Consider the following 17,006-nt stretch of genomic DNA (forward strand, 5'->3'; position numbering starts at 1 on the left):
CCTTTAATATCCAACATGTTAAGAAGTTCAGGGATAGCTGTGATCTCATTAGATTTCTCATCTGTCTTGATCTGTCCGATGACCAGACTGTGCATTGTTGAGAACGCACTAATGACATGAATCGCTCCCTTGCGGCGACTCTTGTCATAAGAATGCCGGAGCGTTTTTCCATCAATTGCAATGACGTCTTTATCATTTGATGAATGGCAGTCACGCATCCAGTTAATAAAGCACTCGTGAAATTTTGCAGGACTGATACAGGATACAACTCTGGCAATGGTATCGTGAACAGGAATACCATTTTCAAAATCACCATATTGCTTCAAAAAATCGAGATGTGTTTCCCCAAAATTCTCTATATCTTCCCATCCTTCTGCACCAGAAATAACGGCACAAATAGTCAACAGTAGAATATCCGATAATTTATGTTCCACTTTCCAGGCTTGTCTGTAATCGGGAATTATAGAAATATGTTCCATCAATTTTTTAAGTTCCATTTTGCTCTCCTTAATTATGTAAGGAGTATTTGATCATATATAAGTAATAAAAAACAGCTTCAGGTAATGAGGAATATCTCAATTTTTAAACATAAAATGCGAATTATTTAGTACAAAAAGTGTACTTCTGATGATCTTTCCCTGTGCCCTGATGTATCTTTCTCATGTCCTAAACTATGTTCTTGTATAAAACAGACTTACCTTCACCATCAATAAATTCGTATTGTCTTGTTTTCACGGGCTGCCCTTTACTGTTCAATATCCTATTACCACTGCCCTATTTATTATAAGCAATTATCTGGTTACAATAAAAAAGCGCTCCTCATAAGAGAAAAGAAAATACTTATTTTGAGGTGTGATAATTATAGTTGTCTCATCTGATGGTAAAAAATAATAATTCCAATATTTCTGTAAAAGAGAATATGGAGTTATACATAGATGTTTCTCACCAAAGAATAAAAAAACAGATTGAGGACAGTCAGATAATTCATTAAATCTCGAGAATAAATCATCAGCCGATTCCTTTATGTCGAAATCGACATCGCAATATTCTATATTCGAGAATACTTTCATATCCATTCTCATCAGATGTTTCACATTTGGTGAGACAAACATAGACCAAAGAATTTTACTCTGTTCTTTATTAAAGAATATTATATCTCCGCACTGAACAGCTTGCATTAGTTCAGAGCAATCCTCAAAACGCCATATTTCAAAAAATTCTTCATATTCAGAAAAAGACATGGCCTCTTCCTCCGCTAGATTTTCCCGATTCCCAATCTTTCCATTTGACATGGGGTATGTCATTTTCAGGTGCATTTTGCGTATGTGATTCATTTGGATGAACTTCATATCCTTTCTTGTAAGACTCACCCATCTCATTATAGGGATCGCTAGGAGCACCTTGTCTTTGCATACGTCCACGGCCCTGACTAATAAGATCTACAGCATCTTTTTCGCTTGCTACCCTGAAGTTAGTATTTTTACCGCTTCTGATAGCCTCAACAGCCTGCCTCCATTCTTTTGTGCCAGGTCGTATAACAGGTAAATTTGATGCATTACCGACTTCATTACCAGTCAGACCACATCTCAATAAACCAAGTGGATCGACCCATGACAATGGATTAGGCGCATAAGCATATAAGTTCAGCCCCCCCGCCAGCCCTATCGGGTCCGTTACCATGAACCGCCCGACATCCGGATCATAGTACCTGTGCAGATTGTATCCCTGTCGAGGTACTGTCCCTGGTAGCGCAGGTTCTGCTCCACCCTGCCGTGGTCCTTCTCCTGTATCGTGTTACCCCAGACCTGATACCCCGTCTCCCACACGATTCTCCCGTCACTGTCCGTCATCTCTTCCGGCGCGCCGTTCACATCTGTGTGAAAATACAGTATCCGGTTCGGTCCCTCTTTGCCCGCCTTATCCACCCGCGCCAGCGGTTCATAACTTCCCTGGTCCCTGTAGATATACAGGCTGCCTGTTCCCTCTGGCCTGCTCTCCTGCGCCAGCCGCATTCCGTCCCATAAAAATTTTGTCCGGTTGTACGGCTTACCGTCAGGGCTGATGTGCTGTTTTTCCGTCCGCCTCCCCAGCGCATCGTACACATACCGGTACGTTCCCCGCACTGTCGTCACTTCCACCATCCGGTGTTCCGCATCATAACGGTAACTCTGCGTTCCGCTCCGGCCCTGCTTTTCCACCGTCCGGCCGTGTTCGTCATAACGGTAGTGCACGCCACGGTAAGACATCAGCCGGTTGAACGGCACCACGCTGTTTTCTGCCGTGGCCCTTTCCCCCGCGCGCCTCCCCAGCAGGTTTCCCGCCGCGTCGTACTGCCAGCTCGCCAGATACCCCTCATCCTCCGAACGACACGCCGTGATGCGCCCCGTGGGGTCATAGAAGTAATCCGTTTCCCCCCGCCGGCTGTGCCGCGTCTTCAGCAGTTCATCCTCGCCGCTGTAGCTGTACTGCCGGTCCGTGAACGTCTCCGGTACCACCCCGCGCATCCCGCTGTATGTCTCCCTGCGCTTCAGCCGCCCGGCGGGGTCGTAAAGCTGCCGCGTGCTCAGTCGCCCCTGACTTCTGAGCACCTCCCGGTGCAGGGCGTCACGTGTGAACTCGCTGATGACCTCCCGGTCCAGATTTATCTGCTGGAGATGTCCGCTCCCGTAGTACAGATGGCGCTGCGTTCTGCCGTCCGGAAAGGTGGTGGCAGTCCGGTTGCCCAGTTCATCGTACTGGTGGGTCAGGATGCCCTGCGCCGTCTCCTCGCTCAGCATCCGCCCCAGTCTGTCGTAACTGAAGCGGATAATCTCCGGTGCGCCCGTTTCCCCGGCATCCGACCTCCGGCGGCGGATTTCCAGTAACTGGTCTGCCGCATCACAGACGTATTCCGTACGGCTATCGGCTGTCTCCTTTGCCGTGAGCCGGCCCACCGCATCACGCGCCAGCCGGTGGCGGATTTCACCGCCCCGGTCCCCGGTGAACACCACTTCCGTGACCGCGTTCAGCGCGTTGTAACGGTACGCCTGGCGGCAACCGTCCGGGTTTATCTGCTCCGCCAGACGGTCCAGCACATCGTGGCGGAACTGATAGCGTTCTCCGTTCTCGTTTGTCAGCCGGGTCAGCCGCCCGTAAGCGTCGTACCCGAACGCCGTCCTGCGCCCCGTCGCGTCCGTCCGGCTGCGCACCCGGCCCTGCCCGTCGCGTTGCCAGCGCGTTATCCTCCCCATCGGGCTGGTGTACTTCACCAGCCTGCCCGCCGCGTCTGACTGGTAATTCACCGTGCGGCCGTCCGCCAGTATCACCTCCACCAGGTGACCGCTGTCGTCATACCCGTAGCGCGTGCTGTGGCTCTGCGCGTCAGTCATCCGTATCAGCCGCGTGCGTGCGTCGTAGAACCAGGCCGTCTGCGAGCCGGAACAGTCCGTATGTCGCATGAGCTGCCCGTCTTCGTTCCACTGAAGGTATTTATTCCCCCCACGGGCATCGGTTATCTGTACCACCTGGCCGTGGCGGTCATACTGATACCGGGTGTTCTGTTGCAGCGGGTCGGTCACGGCAAGAAGATTGCCGCGTTCATCGTACTCACACCGCCAGCTGTTCCCCGCTGCATCCACTTCCGTTTCCGGTTCGTGCCACACCGGGTGCCACTGTGTCTGTGCCACCCGCCCCAGCGGGTCGTGCGTCTCCGAGATATGCCCCAGGCGGTCATACACATAGCGCCATTTGCCGCCCTGAGCGTCGGTCATCCCCAGCAACAGTCGTTCTTCGTCGCTCCAGCGGAACGTCATCACCTGCCCGGCTTCGTCCTGGTACGCCGTCACCTGATTCTGTGCATCCCACTGATGAAAGCGGGTCCGGCCCATCCCGTCTGTCACACATACCACACGTTCAGCCATCCGCCAGTCCAGACGGTATCGCGCACCACTGTCGGTATGGTGGCCCGTCACGCGCCAGCCTGCATCATCCGGCCCTTCATACCAGCCCCACTGGTAATAATATCCTTCACCACCGGGCTGGCGGTGCAGCGTCATGCAGTGGTTTTCGTCGTAAGCAAACTCACGCAGCAGCTGCCCCGTGCTGTCGTACACGCCGTTCAGGTCGCCGGCCTCGTCATAGCTGTAACGACGCAGCAGTAAAGGAGCAGCCTCAGGGAAATGCTGATAAATCTGTGTCACCCGCCGGGGATGCGCCGCCAGTTCGTAATACAGACGGATGCACGGACGCTGCTGTTCGCCGCTGATTTCAGTGATGCGTCCCCGGTCGTCGTAGTACAGATTCAGACAGTTGCTGTTACGGTCGCCCAGCATTTTCAGCCGCTGGCACTGCGGGTGATGCGGGTCGGCTTCAAACAGAAAAAACTGTCCGTCATCGCTGCTGATAAGCCAGTGCCCCTGCTCACCACGCCGTACTGCCAGTCCTTCGCCGGGGCTGTAAAACCCGCCCCCCGGCAGTACGGCTTCCATATCCAGGCGTCGCCCCATGCCCGACACAAAGGTCATGCAGTTTTCGTCCGCGTTACCCGGCGTGCGCACGAGGCTGACTTCATACATCACACTCCAGCCCTAACCAAACATCCCTTCCGTTCGTTCGTCACGACTGCTGTACACGCGCTGCCAGTCCAGCGGAAAGTGGCCCGGCAGGCTGAAATCGAAGTCATCGTCATCGGCCAGGTATTTGGCCCCGGTGGCGGCATTGACCGGATGCGGAAGGGCTGTGGTGGCCTTCTGCGTCAGCATGCTCATCCCGATACTGGCAGCAAAACAGGCGATTTTAGAAAGCATTTTGCCCGGGCGAAGTAACATCAGCGCCACGGTTGCCACCAGGGTTATCTGCGACCTGCCGCTTCTGATATCCCTGACCACCAGTAACGGACCGCCAATGCGCACATCCGGTGACACAAACGCCCCGTCCCCCGGCTCATTCACCACCCTGGCCTCGCAGGTGCAGCGTGCCCCGCTGCGTGCCGCCGGCTGACTGTTGATACGCACATCCCGCGCGCCTTCCGCGATATATTCCGCCGCGGGCGGCTCGTCATCGCCTTTGAACAGATTACTGATACTGCCAATAACCGCATTCACTCCCTGAAAGGCGGTTTCCAGCATACCGTCCGGACTCAACAGGTTAAGGGCCGTTCCCGGAGGGTCATCCAGAAAGGCGGCTTTTTTTTGTGCGAGTAACTGAGTCAGTGAGGAGGGATGTTTATGGCAGTCGATTTTATCGTCAGGGGTCGGGGTGGAGCCAGGGGCCGCGCTGGCCACAGTGGGCTGCCATAGTTCCGAAACAAAATGTGTCACGCCATCCACCATTTCAGAACGCCCTTCTTCCGTACTGAGCTGGTCGTGCAGCGCACGGGACATCAGCACAGGCCCTGTTACCGGGTTAACCGCCAGGGCTATTGCCCCCGCCATTTCCAGATATTCCCCGGCGACATCCCGGAACGTTCTGGCATCCTCCTGACGCTGCGCTTCTTCCTGTTCTGCCTTCGCCTGCGCTTCCTGCGCCTCAATGTCCTGCCGCGATGCCGCAGTAGCCGCTGCCCGCGCGGCAGGTTTGCTGTTGATCCATGTGTCGCCAGAGCCGGTGAGGATGTAACCTTCAATCTGAGGAGGGAAAAGCATATTTGCGAGGTCTGAACAGGCTTCGCTGACCGTTTCTGTCACGCCGGTGTACACCATCGCCACACCCACCACAAAACCGGTCAGCACGACGGCCGTGCATCCCATCGTGAACCCCACTGACGCCGCCAGTAACGAGGTTGCGCCGACAATGAGGGCATCAATAACGACATTTGCGGCCACCTCCAGCACCGCCCCCAGCACATCTGCCATAAACGACGTATGCAGCAGGGCATCACCCTGTCTTGCCGCCCAGAATGCATCTTCCATGTCCCGTTCCCTGTGTGATTAATTCGTCCTGGCTTCCTGCCGTATCCTGAAGCGCAGATTCTTTTTAATTTCAGCCCAGCGCGTCATATCTGCCGGGGTCAGGGGTGTGGTTCTGGCGTAGGTGAAGGCCATCATGACCCGCTCACCCGGCAATACAAATGCCACCTGACACTGGTACACATGCTCGTTACCCCGGAGAAACTGGCTCTGTATTTCCAAACAGTCTCATTGAGATAATATTCCGTCATAATGGAAATAGTCCTTTTTAATAAATGAATTATTTATTGACAGGTTCTGTTTTTTTAATCATGAATGTAATACCCATCACCGCTTTACAGCACATTTTATTTTTCCAGCCATAATCACTAATAACATTAAGCGATTAGCAATATTTACAACGACCAGAGCGGATACATAGTTATGTATTTAACAATCCCAACACATTCACCATGTAAATAAAATCACGAGTAACAGACACGCTACCGCCTCCATATAAAAAATGGACAGCTTATAAAATTGCATCTTGCACAGAAAGGGCTGAGAGATCGGGTGTATTATAATTATCAACTATAAATCTTGGATATTTTCATTAACAGCAACACATCTTATCCCATTAGATATGTTAACAATCAATTATTCTTAACATATCAATAAAGTATATATTACTCTCTTTACTATCTGTTTTTATTGCGGTAGCGATATTAATAGCAAAATTCGGAATTTATTTAGATGCAGGAATTAGAAAAGCTTTCTCACCTTACCCTGAAGTTTCAGGAAAGTGTGTAAGGATGTATGCAACCTAACTGGAGATTTCTGATGATCTAGTCGCTTAGAGCAACAATGAAGGTGACCGCATCCTGGGTAGCCCTATGAAAGGATACTATTGAAACTTGATGCTAAAACAGTGATGAAATGAATAACACGATGGAAACGTCTTCCATGTTAATTATCATGGAAGACGTTGATGTAAAACACCTAAACCAGCCCCCTGATACGAGGCTGGCTTAAGCGCGCAGGCAATCAGTAAAAATCGCCGGTTGCCTTTTCGGCCTGATCCATCCACACCGGTTTATCGCTGGTTTTCGACCAGACGCGATGCAGGTAGCTGTAAAAGCGGGCGCGGTCTTTCCAGAAAAGCATGAAAGGCAGCGCAAGAACGCCCGCTGCAACCGCATAAGTACGGCGTAAAAAGATAAGCCATGCAGGATATTCTCTGTAGAGTTCCATACTTTTCTCCCCCTTTTGTATCTACCCGGTGAATGGCACCGGAAAAATGAATTTGTTTATCTGATGAAAATAGTACCGCCTTTTGTGTAATTTTACTACTCATCCGACCACTTATTTTTGCTTATTGATGGTTTATTTACATTCACCGTGTAATTAAGTTACATGAAAGTTAAATTAATACTAATCATTAGTTAAATCATGGCTTTTGCCATTTTTATACTTTTTTTACACCCCGCCCGCAGATTTTTGCGAAATCTTTGCAGCCAGAATTCTACCCTTCCGGTATCACTTTTAGGCCACTGGAGGTGCACTGTGAGTGCAGGCGTGATAGCCGGCGTGTTGCTGGTGTTTTTATTACTGGGTTATCTGGTTTATGCCCTGATCAATGCGGAGGCGTTCTGATGGCTGCGCAAGGGTTCTTACTGATCGCCACGTTTTTACTGGTATTAATGGTGCTGGCGCGTCCTTTAGGCAGCGGGCTGGCACGGTTGATTAATGACATACCTCTTCCCGGTACAGCGGGTGTTGAACGCGTACTCTTTCGTGTACTTGGCGTCTCTGAACGTGAGATGAACTGGAAGCAATATCTCTGTGCCATTCTCGGCCTGAACATACTGGGGCTGGCGGTGCTGTTTTTTATGTTGCTCGGCCAGCACTATCTGCCACTTAATCCACAGCAGCTGCCGGGGCTGTCGTGGGATCTGGCGCTGAATACCGCCGTCAGCTTTGTCACTAACACCAACTGGCAATCTTATAGCGGTGAAACCACGTTGAGCTATTTCAGCCAGATGGCGGGCTTAACGGTGCAAAACTTTCTTTCTGCCGCCAGCGGGATTGCGGTGATTTTTGCCCTCATCCGTGCATTTACCCGCCAGAGCATGAGCACACTTGGGAATGCCTGGGTCGATGTGCTACGCATCACGTTATGGGTGTTAGCCCCTGTGGCGTTGTTGATCGCGCTGTTTTTTATTCAACAAGGTGCGTTGCAAAACTTTCAGCCTTATCAGGCCGTGACGACCATTGAAGGAGCACAACAGCTGTTACCAATGGGTCCGGTGGCTTCTCAGGAAGCGATCAAGATGCTCGGTACTAACGGCGGTGGCTTCTTTAATGCCAACTCGTCGCATCCGTTTGAAAACCCAACCGCACTGACCAACTTCGTGCAAATGCTGGCGATCTTCTTGATCCCAACAGCGCTGTGCTTTGCCTTTGGCGAAGTGGCGGGCGATCGCCGCCAGGGGCGCATGTTGCTGTGGGCGATGTCGGTGATTTTTGTCATCTGCGTAGGCGTGGTGATGTGGGCAGAAGTTCAGGGTAATCCTCATCTGCTGGCACTGGGCGCGGACAGCAGCATCAATATGGAAGGTAAAGAGAGCCGGTTCGGCGTGTTGGTCAGTAGCCTGTTTGCGGTCGTGACTACGGCGGCTTCCTGCGGCGCGGTGATTGCGATGCATGATTCGTTTACCGCCCTCGGTGGCATGGTGCCGATGTGGCTGATGCAAATTGGTGAAGTGGTATTCGGCGGTGTCGGTTCTGGTCTTTACGGCATGATGCTGTTTGTCCTGCTGGCGGTGTTTATTGCCGGGCTGATGATTGGTCGTACACCGGAATATCTGGGTAAAAAAATCGACGTACGCGAGATGAAACTGACCGCGCTGGCGATTCTGGTCACCCCGACGCTGGTGCTGATGGGCGCGGCGCTGGCAATGATGACCGACGCCGGACGTAGCGCCATGCTCAACCCTGGCCCGCATGGTTTTAGCGAAGTGCTGTACGCCGTGTCATCCGCCGCTAACAACAACGGCAGCGCCTTTGCCGGATTAAGCGCCAACTCTCCATTCTGGAACTGTTTGCTGGCGTTTTGCATGTTTGTCGGTCGCTTCGGGGTGATTATCCCGGTGATGGCAATTGCCGGTTCGCTGGTGAGTAAAAAGAGCCAACCCGCCAGCTCCGGCACACTGCCTACACACGGCCCGCTGTTTGTTGGCCTGTTAATCGGCACCGTGTTGCTGGTTGGCGCACTGACCTTTATCCCTGCCCTGGCGCTTGGTCCGGTGGCGGAATATCTCTCCTGATGATATTGAGTGAGCACTGAATATGAGTCGTAAACAACTGGCGCTATTCGAACCAACACTTGTCGTTCAGGCGCTGAAAGAAGCGGTGAAAAAATTAAACCCGCAGGCGCAATGGCGCAATCCGGTGATGTTTATCGTCTGGATCGGAAGTCTGCTGACCACCTGTATTAGCATCGCGATGGCAAGCGGTGCGATGCCTGGCAATGCGCTGTTTAGCGCGGCAATTAGCGGCTGGCTGTGGGTCACCGTACTGTTCGCTAATTTCGCCGAGGCGCTGGCAGAAGGCCGCAGTAAAGCGCAGGCCAACAGTCTGAAAGGGGTGAAAAAAACTGCCTTTGCCCGCAAGCTGCGCGAACCGAAATATGGCGCTGCGGCGGACAAAGTTCCTGCCGATCAACTGCGTAAAGGCGATATCGTACTGGTAGAAGCTGGCGATATTATCCCCTGCGATGGTGAAGTCATTGAAGGGGGCGCATCGGTCGATGAAAGCGCCATCACCGGGGAATCGGCACCGGTGATCCGTGAATCCGGCGGCGATTTTGCCTCCGTCACCGGCGGCACGCGTATTCTTTCTGACTGGCTGGTGATTGAGTGTAGCGTTAACCCCGGCGAGACGTTTCTGGATCGGATGATCGCGATGGTGGAAGGCGCACAGCGACGCAAAACGCCGAACGAGATTGCCCTGACCATCCTGCTGATTGCCCTGACTATCGTCTTTTTACTGGCAACCGCCACGCTGTGGCCGTTTTCCGCGTGGGGCGGTAATGCAGTCAGTGTAACGGTACTGGTGGCGCTGCTGGTCTGTCTGATCCCAACCACTATTGGCGGCCTGTTGTCAGCGATCGGCGTCGCCGGGATGAGTCGGATGCTGGGCGCAAATGTGATTGCCACCAGCGGACGTGCAGTTGAAGCGGCAGGTGACGTTGACGTCCTGCTGCTGGATAAAACCGGCACCATCACGCTGGGTAACCGTCAGGCATCGGAGTTTATCCCCGCGCAGGGCGTAGAGGAAAAAACGCTGGCCGACGCCGCACAACTGGCTTCGCTGGCTGACGAAACGCCGGAAGGCCGCAGCATTGTGATCCTCGCCAAGCAACGTTTTAACCTGCGCGAGCGCGATGTGCAGTCGCTCCATGCCACCTTTGTACCGTTTACTGCGCAAAGCCGGATGAGCGGGATCAACATCGACAACCGCATGATCCGTAAAGGTTCTGTCGATGCCATTCGCCGCCATGTTGAAGCTAACGGTGGTCACTTCCCTGCCGATGTTGATCAAAAAGTCGATCAGGTTGCGCGTCAGGGGGCTACGCCGCTGGTGGTGGTGGAAGGTTCCCGCGTGCTGGGCGTTATTGCGCTGAAAGATATCGTCAAAGGCGGCATTAAAGAGCGTTTCGCGCAACTGCGCCAAATGGGCATTAAAACAGTGATGATTACCGGCGATAACCGTCTGACTGCCGCCGCCATTGCTGCGGAAGCGGGTGTCGATGATTTTCTCGCCGAAGCGACACCGGAGGCCAAGCTGGCATTGATTCGTCAGTATCAGGCGGAAGGCCGTTTGGTGGCGATGACCGGCGACGGCACCAACGATGCTCCGGCGCTGGCGCAGGCAGATGTCGCGGTGGCGATGAACTCTGGTACTCAGGCGGCGAAAGAAGCGGGCAATATGGTGGATCTCGACTCTAACCCGACTAAGTTGATCGAGGTGGTGCATATTGGCAAACAGATGCTGATGACCCGTGGCTCGCTGACCACCTTCAGCATTGCCAACGATGTGGCGAAATACTTCGCCATTATTCCAGCGGCATTCGCGGCAACGTATCCGCAGCTAAATGCGCTGAACATCATGCGCCTGCATTCGCCCGACTCCGCCATTCTCAGTGCGGTCATTTTCAACGCCTTGATTATCGTCTTTTTGATTCCCCTGGCATTAAAAGGCGTGAGTTATAAACCGCTTACCGCTTCTGCCATGTTGCGCCGTAACTTATGGATTTACGGTCTGGGCGGGCTACTGGTGCCGTTTATTGGTATCAAAGTCATTGATTTACTGCTGACCGTTTGCGGTCTGGTGTGAGGTTTACCATGCGTGGATTACGTCCGGCATTATCGACATTTATCTTTCTGTTATTGATTACTGGCGGCGTTTACCCGTTGCTGACCACCGCGCTGGGGCAATGGTGGTTTCCCTGGCAGGCCAACGGTTCGTTGATCCGTGAAGGTGATACGGTGCGCGGTTCGGCATTAATCGGGCAGAATTTTACCGGCAACGGCTATTTTCAGGGTCGCCCGTCGGCAACGGCAGAAATGCCCTATAATCCACAGGCTTCTGGCGGGAGCAATCTGGCGGTCAGTAACCCTGAGCTGGATAAACTAATAGCCGCACGCGTTGCTGCATTACGGGCCGCTAACCCGGATGCCAGCACGAGCGTTCCGGTTGAACTGGTGACGGCGTCGGCAAGCGGGCTGGACAATAACATCACCCCGCAAGCGGCGGCCTGGCAGATCCCACGTATCGCGAAAGCGCGTAATCTCAGCGTTGAACAGCTCACGCAACTGATCGCAAAATACAGCCAACAACCGCTGGTGAAATATATCGGCCAGCCGGTCGTCAACATTGTCGAACTCAATCTGGCGCTGGATAAGCTTGATGAATAACGAACCCTTACGTCCCGACCCCGATCGCCTGCTGGAACGAACTGCCGCGCCGCATCGGGGGAAGCTGAAAGTTTTCTTCGGTGCCTGCGCAGGCGTCGGGAAGACCTGGGCGATGCTGGCAGAAGCCCAGCGACTGCGGGCGCAAGGGCTGGATATTGTGGTTGGCGTGGTAGAAACCCACGGGCGGAAAGATACCGCCGCAATGCTGGAAGGTCTGGCTGTTCTGCCACTGAAACGCCAGGCACATCGTGGGCGGCATATCAGCGAGTTTGATCTTGATGCCGCCCTCGCACGCCGTCCGGCGCTGATCTTAATGGACGAACTGGCGCACAGTAATGCGCCAGGTTCTCGTCATCCTAAACGCTGGCAGGACATCGAAGAGCTGCTGGAAGCTGGCATTGATGTTTTCACTACCGTCAACGTTCAGCATCTGGAAAGTCTGAATGATGTGGTCAGCGGCGTCACCGGAATTCAGGTACGGGAAACCGTGCCCGATCCTTTTTTCGATGCCGCCGACGACGTAGTGCTGGTGGACTTGCCCCCGGACGATCTGCGCCAGCGGTTGAAAGAAGGCAAAGTCTATATTGCCGGGCAGGCGGAGCGCGCCATTGAACATTTTTTCCGCAAAGGCAATCTGATCGCCCTGCGCGAGCTGGCACTGCGCCGTACTGCCGATCGCGTAGATGAACAAATGCGCGCCTGGCGGGGGCATCCTGGCGAAGAGAAAGTCTGGCACACGCGCGACGCGATCCTTTTATGCATCGGGCATAACACCGGCAGTGAGAAACTGGTCCGCGCGGCGGCGCGGCTGGCGTCACGGCTGGGTAGCGTCTGGCACGCGGTGTATGTTGAAACCCCTGCCCTGCATCGCTTACCGGAGAAAAAACGTCGGGCAATTCTCAGCGCCTTACGTCTGGCGCAGGAGCTGGGCGCAGAGACGGCAACACTTTCTGATCCAGCGGAAGAGAAAGCGGTAGTGCGTTATGCCCGTGAACATAATCTCGGCAAGATTATTCTCGGTCGCCCGGCCTCGCGCCGCTGGTGGCGTCGGGAAACGTTTGCTGACCGACTGGCGCGTATCGCCCCCGATCTCGATCAGGTGCTGGTCGCGCTTGATGAACCACCCGCCCGCACGATTAACAACGCGCCGGATAGCCGCTCTTTTAAAGACAAGTGGCGGGTACAGATTCAGGGATGCGTGGTTGCCGCCGCGTTATGCGCCGTTATCACCTTAATTGCCATGCAGTGGCTGATGGCGTTTGATGCCGCCAACCTGGTGATGCTGTATCTGCTTGGCGTGGTGGTGGTGGCGCTATTTTATGGACGCTGGCCTTCGGTGGTTGCTACCGTCATTAATGTGGTGAGTTTCGATCTCTTTTTTATCGCCCCACGCGGCACGCTCGCCGTCTCTGATGTGCAGTATCTGCTGACCTTCACGGTGATGTTAACCGTCGGGCTGGTGATCGGGAATCTTACTGCTGGCGTGCGTTATCAGGCGCGAGTAGCCCGTTACCGCGAGCAACGCACACGGCACTTATATGAAATGTCCAAAGCTCTGGCGGTGGGCCGCAGTTCGCAGGATATCGCCGCCACCAGCGAACAATTTATTGCCTCCACGTTTCATGCTCGCAGTCAGGTGCTGTTACCCGATGACAACGATAAATTGCAACCGTTAACACATCCGCAAGGAATGACGCCGTGGGACGATGCCATCGCGCAGTGGAGTTTTGATAAAGGCCTGCCTGCGGGCGCGGGCACCGACACGTTACCCGGTGTACCGTACCAGATTTTGCCGCTAAAAAGCGGCGAGAAAACCTACGGACTGGTGGTGGTGGAACCGGGGAATCTGCGCCAGTTGATGATCCCGGAACAGCAGCGCCTGCTGGAGACATTTACGCTGTTAGTCGCCAATGCCCTTGAGCGGCTGACACTGACCGCCAGCGAAGAACAGGCGCGGATGGCAAGCGAACGTGAACAGATCCGCAACGCTCTGCTGGCGGCGCTTTCGCATGATTTACGCACGCCGCTCACGGTGCTGTTCGGTCAGGCAGAAATCTTAACGCTCGATCTGGCAAGCGAAGGATCGCCCCACGCCCGCCAGGCCAGCGAGATTCGTCAGCATGTGCTGAACACGACCCGACTGGTGAATAATCTGCTCGATATGGCGCGAATTCAGTCCGGCGGCTTTAATTTGAAGAAAGAGTGGTTAACGCTGGAAGAAGTGGTCGGCAGCGCGCTGCAAATGCTGGAACCGGGTTTATCGTCGCCTATCAATCTTTCTCTGCCAGAACCGCTGACCTTAATCCACGTTGACGGGCCGCTCTTTGAACGGGTGCTGATTAATCTGCTGGAGAACGCGGTGAAATACGCGGGTGCGCAGGCCGAAATTGGTATCGATGCCCACGTTGAGGGCGAAAATCTACAACTGGATGTCTGGGATAACGGCCCCGGTCTTCCGCAAGGCCAGGAGCAGACGATATTTGATAAGTTTGCTCGCGGGAATAAAGAGTCGGCGGTGCCGGGTGTAGGGCTTGGGCTGGCAATTTGTCGGGCGATTGTGGATGTACACGGCGGCACCATTACCGCGTTCAACCGACCGGAAGGTGGTGCCTGTTTTCGTGTTACACTTCCCCAGCAAACCGCTCCTGAACTTGAAGAATTTCATGAGGATATGTGACAAACGTTCTGATTGTTGAAGATGAACAGGCTATTCGTCGCTTTCTGCGCACGGCGCTGGAGGGCGATGGGATGCGCGTCTTTGAGGCCGAAACGCTGCAACGCGGCTTGCTGGAAGCGGCTACCCGTAAGCCAGATTTGATTATTCTCGATCTCGGCCTGCCCGATGGTGATGGGATTGAGTTTATCCGCGACCTGCGCCAGTGGAGCGCGGTGCCGGTGATTGTGCTTTCCGCACGTAGCGAAGAGAGCGACAAAATCGCCGCGCTGGATGCCGGAGCGGATGATTATCTGAGTAAGCCGTTTGGCATTGGCGAATTGCAGGCCCGTCTGCGCGTCGCGTTACGCCGCCACTCAACTACCACCGCGCCCGAGCCAGTGGTGAAATTTTCCGATGTTACCGTCGATTTAGCCGCCCGGGTGATTCACCGGGGTGAGGAAGAAGTACATCTAACACCGATTGAGTTCCGTCTGCTGGCCGTGCTGCTCAACAATGCCGGAAAAGTGCTCACCCAGCGCCAGCTCCTTAACCAGGTGTGGGGGCCAAACGCGGTCGAACACAGTCATTATTTGCGTATTTATATGGGACATCTGCGACAAAAACTGGAACAGGATCCCGCTCGCCCCCGCCATTTCATTACTGAAACCGGTATTGGGTATCGGTTTATGCTTTAGGGGTTGAAATGCCGGATGCGGCGTGAACGCCTTATCCGGCCTACGAAATCTACAAAATCGCGCAAATTCAATATATTGCGCCATCCTCGTAGGCCTGATAAGCGTAGCGCATCAGGCAGTCATAAGTAAAAAAGGGCGATCTTCCGACCGCCCTTTTTCTTATTTAATGTGATTACGCGTTTTTCAGAACTTCGCTAACAATCTCAACCGCTTCTTTCTCGATCTGCTTGCGATGTTCTTCACCGAGGAAGCTTTCGCAGTAGATCTTGTATGCGTCTTCCGTACCTGACGGACGCGCGGCGAACCAGCCGTTGTCAGTCATCACTTTCAGGCCGCCGATAGAAGCACCGTTGCCAGGCGCTGCGGTCAGGCGCGCTGTGATCGGGTCGCCTGCCAGGGTGCTGGCGCTCACCATTTCCGGAGACAGCTTAGACAATGCCGCTTTTTGTGCGGAAGTCGCTGCTGCCTGCAAACGGTTATAGCTCGGCGCACCAAAGCGTTTTGCCAGTTCGTTGTAGTGTTCCTGCGGGTTCTTACCGGTGACAGCGGTGATTTCCGCCGCCAGCAGACACATAATGATGCCGTCTTTATCGGTGGACCACGGCGTGCCGTCGAAACGCAGGAAGGAAGCGCCTGCACTCTCTTCGCCGCCAAAGCCGAAGCTGCCGTCGAACAAACCATCAACAAACCATTTGAAACCTACCGGTACTTCTACCAGTTTACGGCCCAGGTCATTGACCACACGGTCGATCATCGCAGATGAAACCAGCGTTTTACCGACGGCAACATCTTTGCCCCACTGCGGACGATGCTGGAACAGGTAGTTGATCGCCACCGCCAGGTAGTGGTTCGGGTTCATCAAACCAGCCGGAGTGACGATACCGTGACGGTCATAATCCGGGTCGTTGGCAAACGCCAGATCAAACTTATCACGCAGCGCCAGCAGGCCCGCCATCGCACACTCAGAGGAACAGTCCATACGGATTGCGCCGTCTTTATCGAGGTGCATAAAGCGGAAGGTTTGATCGACCTGATCGTTAACAATGGTCAGGTTGAGGTTGTAATACTCGCCAATGCGCTTCCAGTATTCGATACCGGAACCGCCCAGCGGATCAACACCCAGCGTCAGGCCAGCTTTCTGAATCGCTGCCATATCAACGATATCGGCCAGACCTTCTACGAACGGTTGCACCAGATCTTGCTCTTTCACATGACCAGATGCCATCGCTTCGTCGAGGGTGATACGCTTCACGCCTTTCAGGCCATCGGCCATCAGCGCGTTGGCCCTGTCTTCCACCACTTTAGTGACGTTGGTATCAGCCGGGCCACCATTTGGCGGGTTGTACTTGATACCACCGTCTTCCGGCGGGTTATGGGACGGCGTAATCACGATACCATCTGCCAGCGGTCCACCTTTTTTATTGTGAACCAGAATGGCATTAGAGACGGCAGGTGTCGGAGTGAAGCCATTGTTTTCCTGCACAATAACGTCTACCCCGTTCGCTGCCAGCACTTCCAGTACAGAAATAAACGCAGGTTCGGACAGGGCGTGAGTATCTTTACCCACATAGCAAGGGCCAGTGATGCCGTTTTTCGCCCGTTCTTCGGCAATCGCCTGAGCAATAGCCAGAATGTGCGGCTCGTTAAAGCTATGGCGCGCTGCACTGCCACGGTGACCGGAAGTACCGAATTTCACCGCGTGCTCCGCATTCCCTGCTTCTGGTTTCAGTACATAATATTGCGCCGTCAGTTGGGCGACGTTTATCAAATCACTCTGCTGTGCAGGTTGGCCTGCACGATTGTGGATTGCCAT

10 protein-coding genes and 2 pseudogenes are annotated in these 17,006 nt (G+C 53.9%); 6 read left to right on the forward strand and 6 right to left on the reverse strand.

Annotated features, from left to right (window positions below; all coding sequences use genetic code 11):
- The 5 genes and pseudogenes from D9736_RS19865 to D9736_RS19885 form a co-directional block, all read right to left on the reverse strand.
- Positions 1 to 497 (reverse strand): ISAs1 family transposase (locus D9736_RS19865; RefSeq protein ID WP_130258998.1); only part of this gene is annotated, 497 nt, incomplete at its 3' end.
- A 294-nt stretch (positions 498 to 791) separates the two neighbouring features.
- A complete protein-coding gene (locus D9736_RS19870) occupies positions 792 to 1,241 on the reverse strand; it encodes a hypothetical protein (protein WP_130258999.1) in 450 nt (149 codons plus the stop codon).
- A pseudogene (locus tag D9736_RS19875) lies at positions 1,228 to 5,888 on the reverse strand (RHS repeat-associated core domain-containing protein). The gene D9736_RS19870 and the pseudogene D9736_RS19875 overlap by 14 nt, the downstream one beginning before the upstream one ends.
- A gap of 18 nt (positions 5,889 to 5,906) precedes the next feature.
- A pseudogene (locus tag D9736_RS19880) lies at positions 5,907 to 6,107 on the reverse strand (DcrB-related protein); the annotation flags it as partial.
- Positions 6,108 to 6,908: 801 nt separating this feature from the next.
- Positions 6,909 to 7,115, reverse strand: coding sequence for a YbfA family protein (locus tag D9736_RS19885; RefSeq protein ID WP_000424924.1), 207 nt, complete (start codon positions 7,113 to 7,115; stop codon positions 6,909 to 6,911).
- Between the two features lie 312 nt (positions 7,116 to 7,427).
- Between D9736_RS19885 and kdpF the strand changes: the two genes are divergently transcribed.
- Genes kdpF through kdpE form a run of 6 tightly spaced genes read left to right on the forward strand, consistent with a single transcriptional unit; the run spans position 7,428 to position 15,193 of the window.
- Positions 7,428 to 7,517, forward strand: a complete 90-nt coding sequence (kdpF, locus tag D9736_RS19890; RefSeq protein ID WP_001365534.1) for a K(+)-transporting ATPase subunit F — start codon at positions 7,428 to 7,430, stop codon at positions 7,515 to 7,517.
- Entirely contained in the window at positions 7,517 to 9,190 is a 1,674-nt protein-coding gene (gene kdpA, locus D9736_RS19895) for a potassium-transporting ATPase subunit KdpA (protein WP_130259001.1), read from the forward strand. Before kdpF ends, kdpA begins: the two co-directional genes overlap by 1 nt.
- 22 nt (positions 9,191 to 9,212) lie before the next feature.
- A complete protein-coding gene (kdpB, locus tag D9736_RS19900) occupies positions 9,213 to 11,261 on the forward strand; it encodes a potassium-transporting ATPase subunit KdpB (protein WP_130259002.1) in 2,049 nt (682 codons plus the stop codon).
- An 8-nt stretch (positions 11,262 to 11,269) separates the two neighbouring features.
- Entirely contained in the window at positions 11,270 to 11,842 is a 573-nt protein-coding gene (gene kdpC, locus D9736_RS19905) for a K(+)-transporting ATPase subunit C (RefSeq protein ID WP_130259003.1), read from the forward strand.
- Positions 11,835 to 14,519, forward strand: coding sequence for a two-component system sensor histidine kinase KdpD (gene kdpD, locus D9736_RS19910; protein ID WP_130259004.1), 2,685 nt, complete (start codon positions 11,835 to 11,837; stop codon positions 14,517 to 14,519). The genes kdpC and kdpD overlap by 8 nt, the downstream gene beginning before the upstream one ends.
- A complete protein-coding gene (gene kdpE, locus D9736_RS19915; RefSeq protein WP_130259005.1) occupies positions 14,516 to 15,193 on the forward strand; it encodes a two-component system response regulator KdpE in 678 nt (225 codons plus the stop codon). Before kdpD ends, kdpE begins: the two co-directional genes overlap by 4 nt.
- A gap of 172 nt (positions 15,194 to 15,365) precedes the next feature.
- Here the strand turns inward: kdpE and pgm are convergent, their stop codons facing one another.
- Complete coding sequence (gene pgm / locus D9736_RS19920; RefSeq protein WP_130259006.1) at positions 15,366 to 17,006, reverse strand: phosphoglucomutase (alpha-D-glucose-1,6-bisphosphate-dependent); 1,641 nt, start codon at positions 17,004 to 17,006, stop codon at positions 15,366 to 15,368.

The sequence above is a fragment of the Escherichia sp. E10V10 genome (assembly GCF_004211985.1).
Lineage (GTDB): Bacteria > Pseudomonadota > Gammaproteobacteria > Enterobacterales > Enterobacteriaceae > Escherichia.

What these genes read in the sequence shown, in the direction of transcription:
- kdpD (WP_130259004.1), top strand. Translation starts at nt 11,835, where the DNA reads ATGAATAACGAACCCTTACGTCCCGACCCCGATCGCCTGCTGGAACGA.
- D9736_RS19885 (WP_000424924.1), bottom strand. Translation starts at nt 7,115, where the DNA reads ATGGAACTCTACAGAGAATATCCTGCATGGCTTATCTTTTTACGCCGT.
- D9736_RS19870 (WP_130258999.1), bottom strand. Translation starts at nt 1,241, where the DNA reads ATGTCTTTTTCTGAATATGAAGAATTTTTTGAAATATGGCGTTTTGAG.
- kdpB (WP_130259002.1), top strand. Translation starts at nt 9,213, where the DNA reads ATGAGTCGTAAACAACTGGCGCTATTCGAACCAACACTTGTCGTTCAG.
- kdpC (WP_130259003.1), top strand. Translation starts at nt 11,270, where the DNA reads ATGCGTGGATTACGTCCGGCATTATCGACATTTATCTTTCTGTTATTG.
- pgm (WP_130259006.1), bottom strand. Translation starts at nt 17,006, where the DNA reads ATGGCAATCCACAATCGTGCAGGCCAACCTGCACAGCAGAGTGATTTG.
- kdpA (WP_130259001.1), top strand. Translation starts at nt 7,517, where the DNA reads ATGGCTGCGCAAGGGTTCTTACTGATCGCCACGTTTTTACTGGTATTA.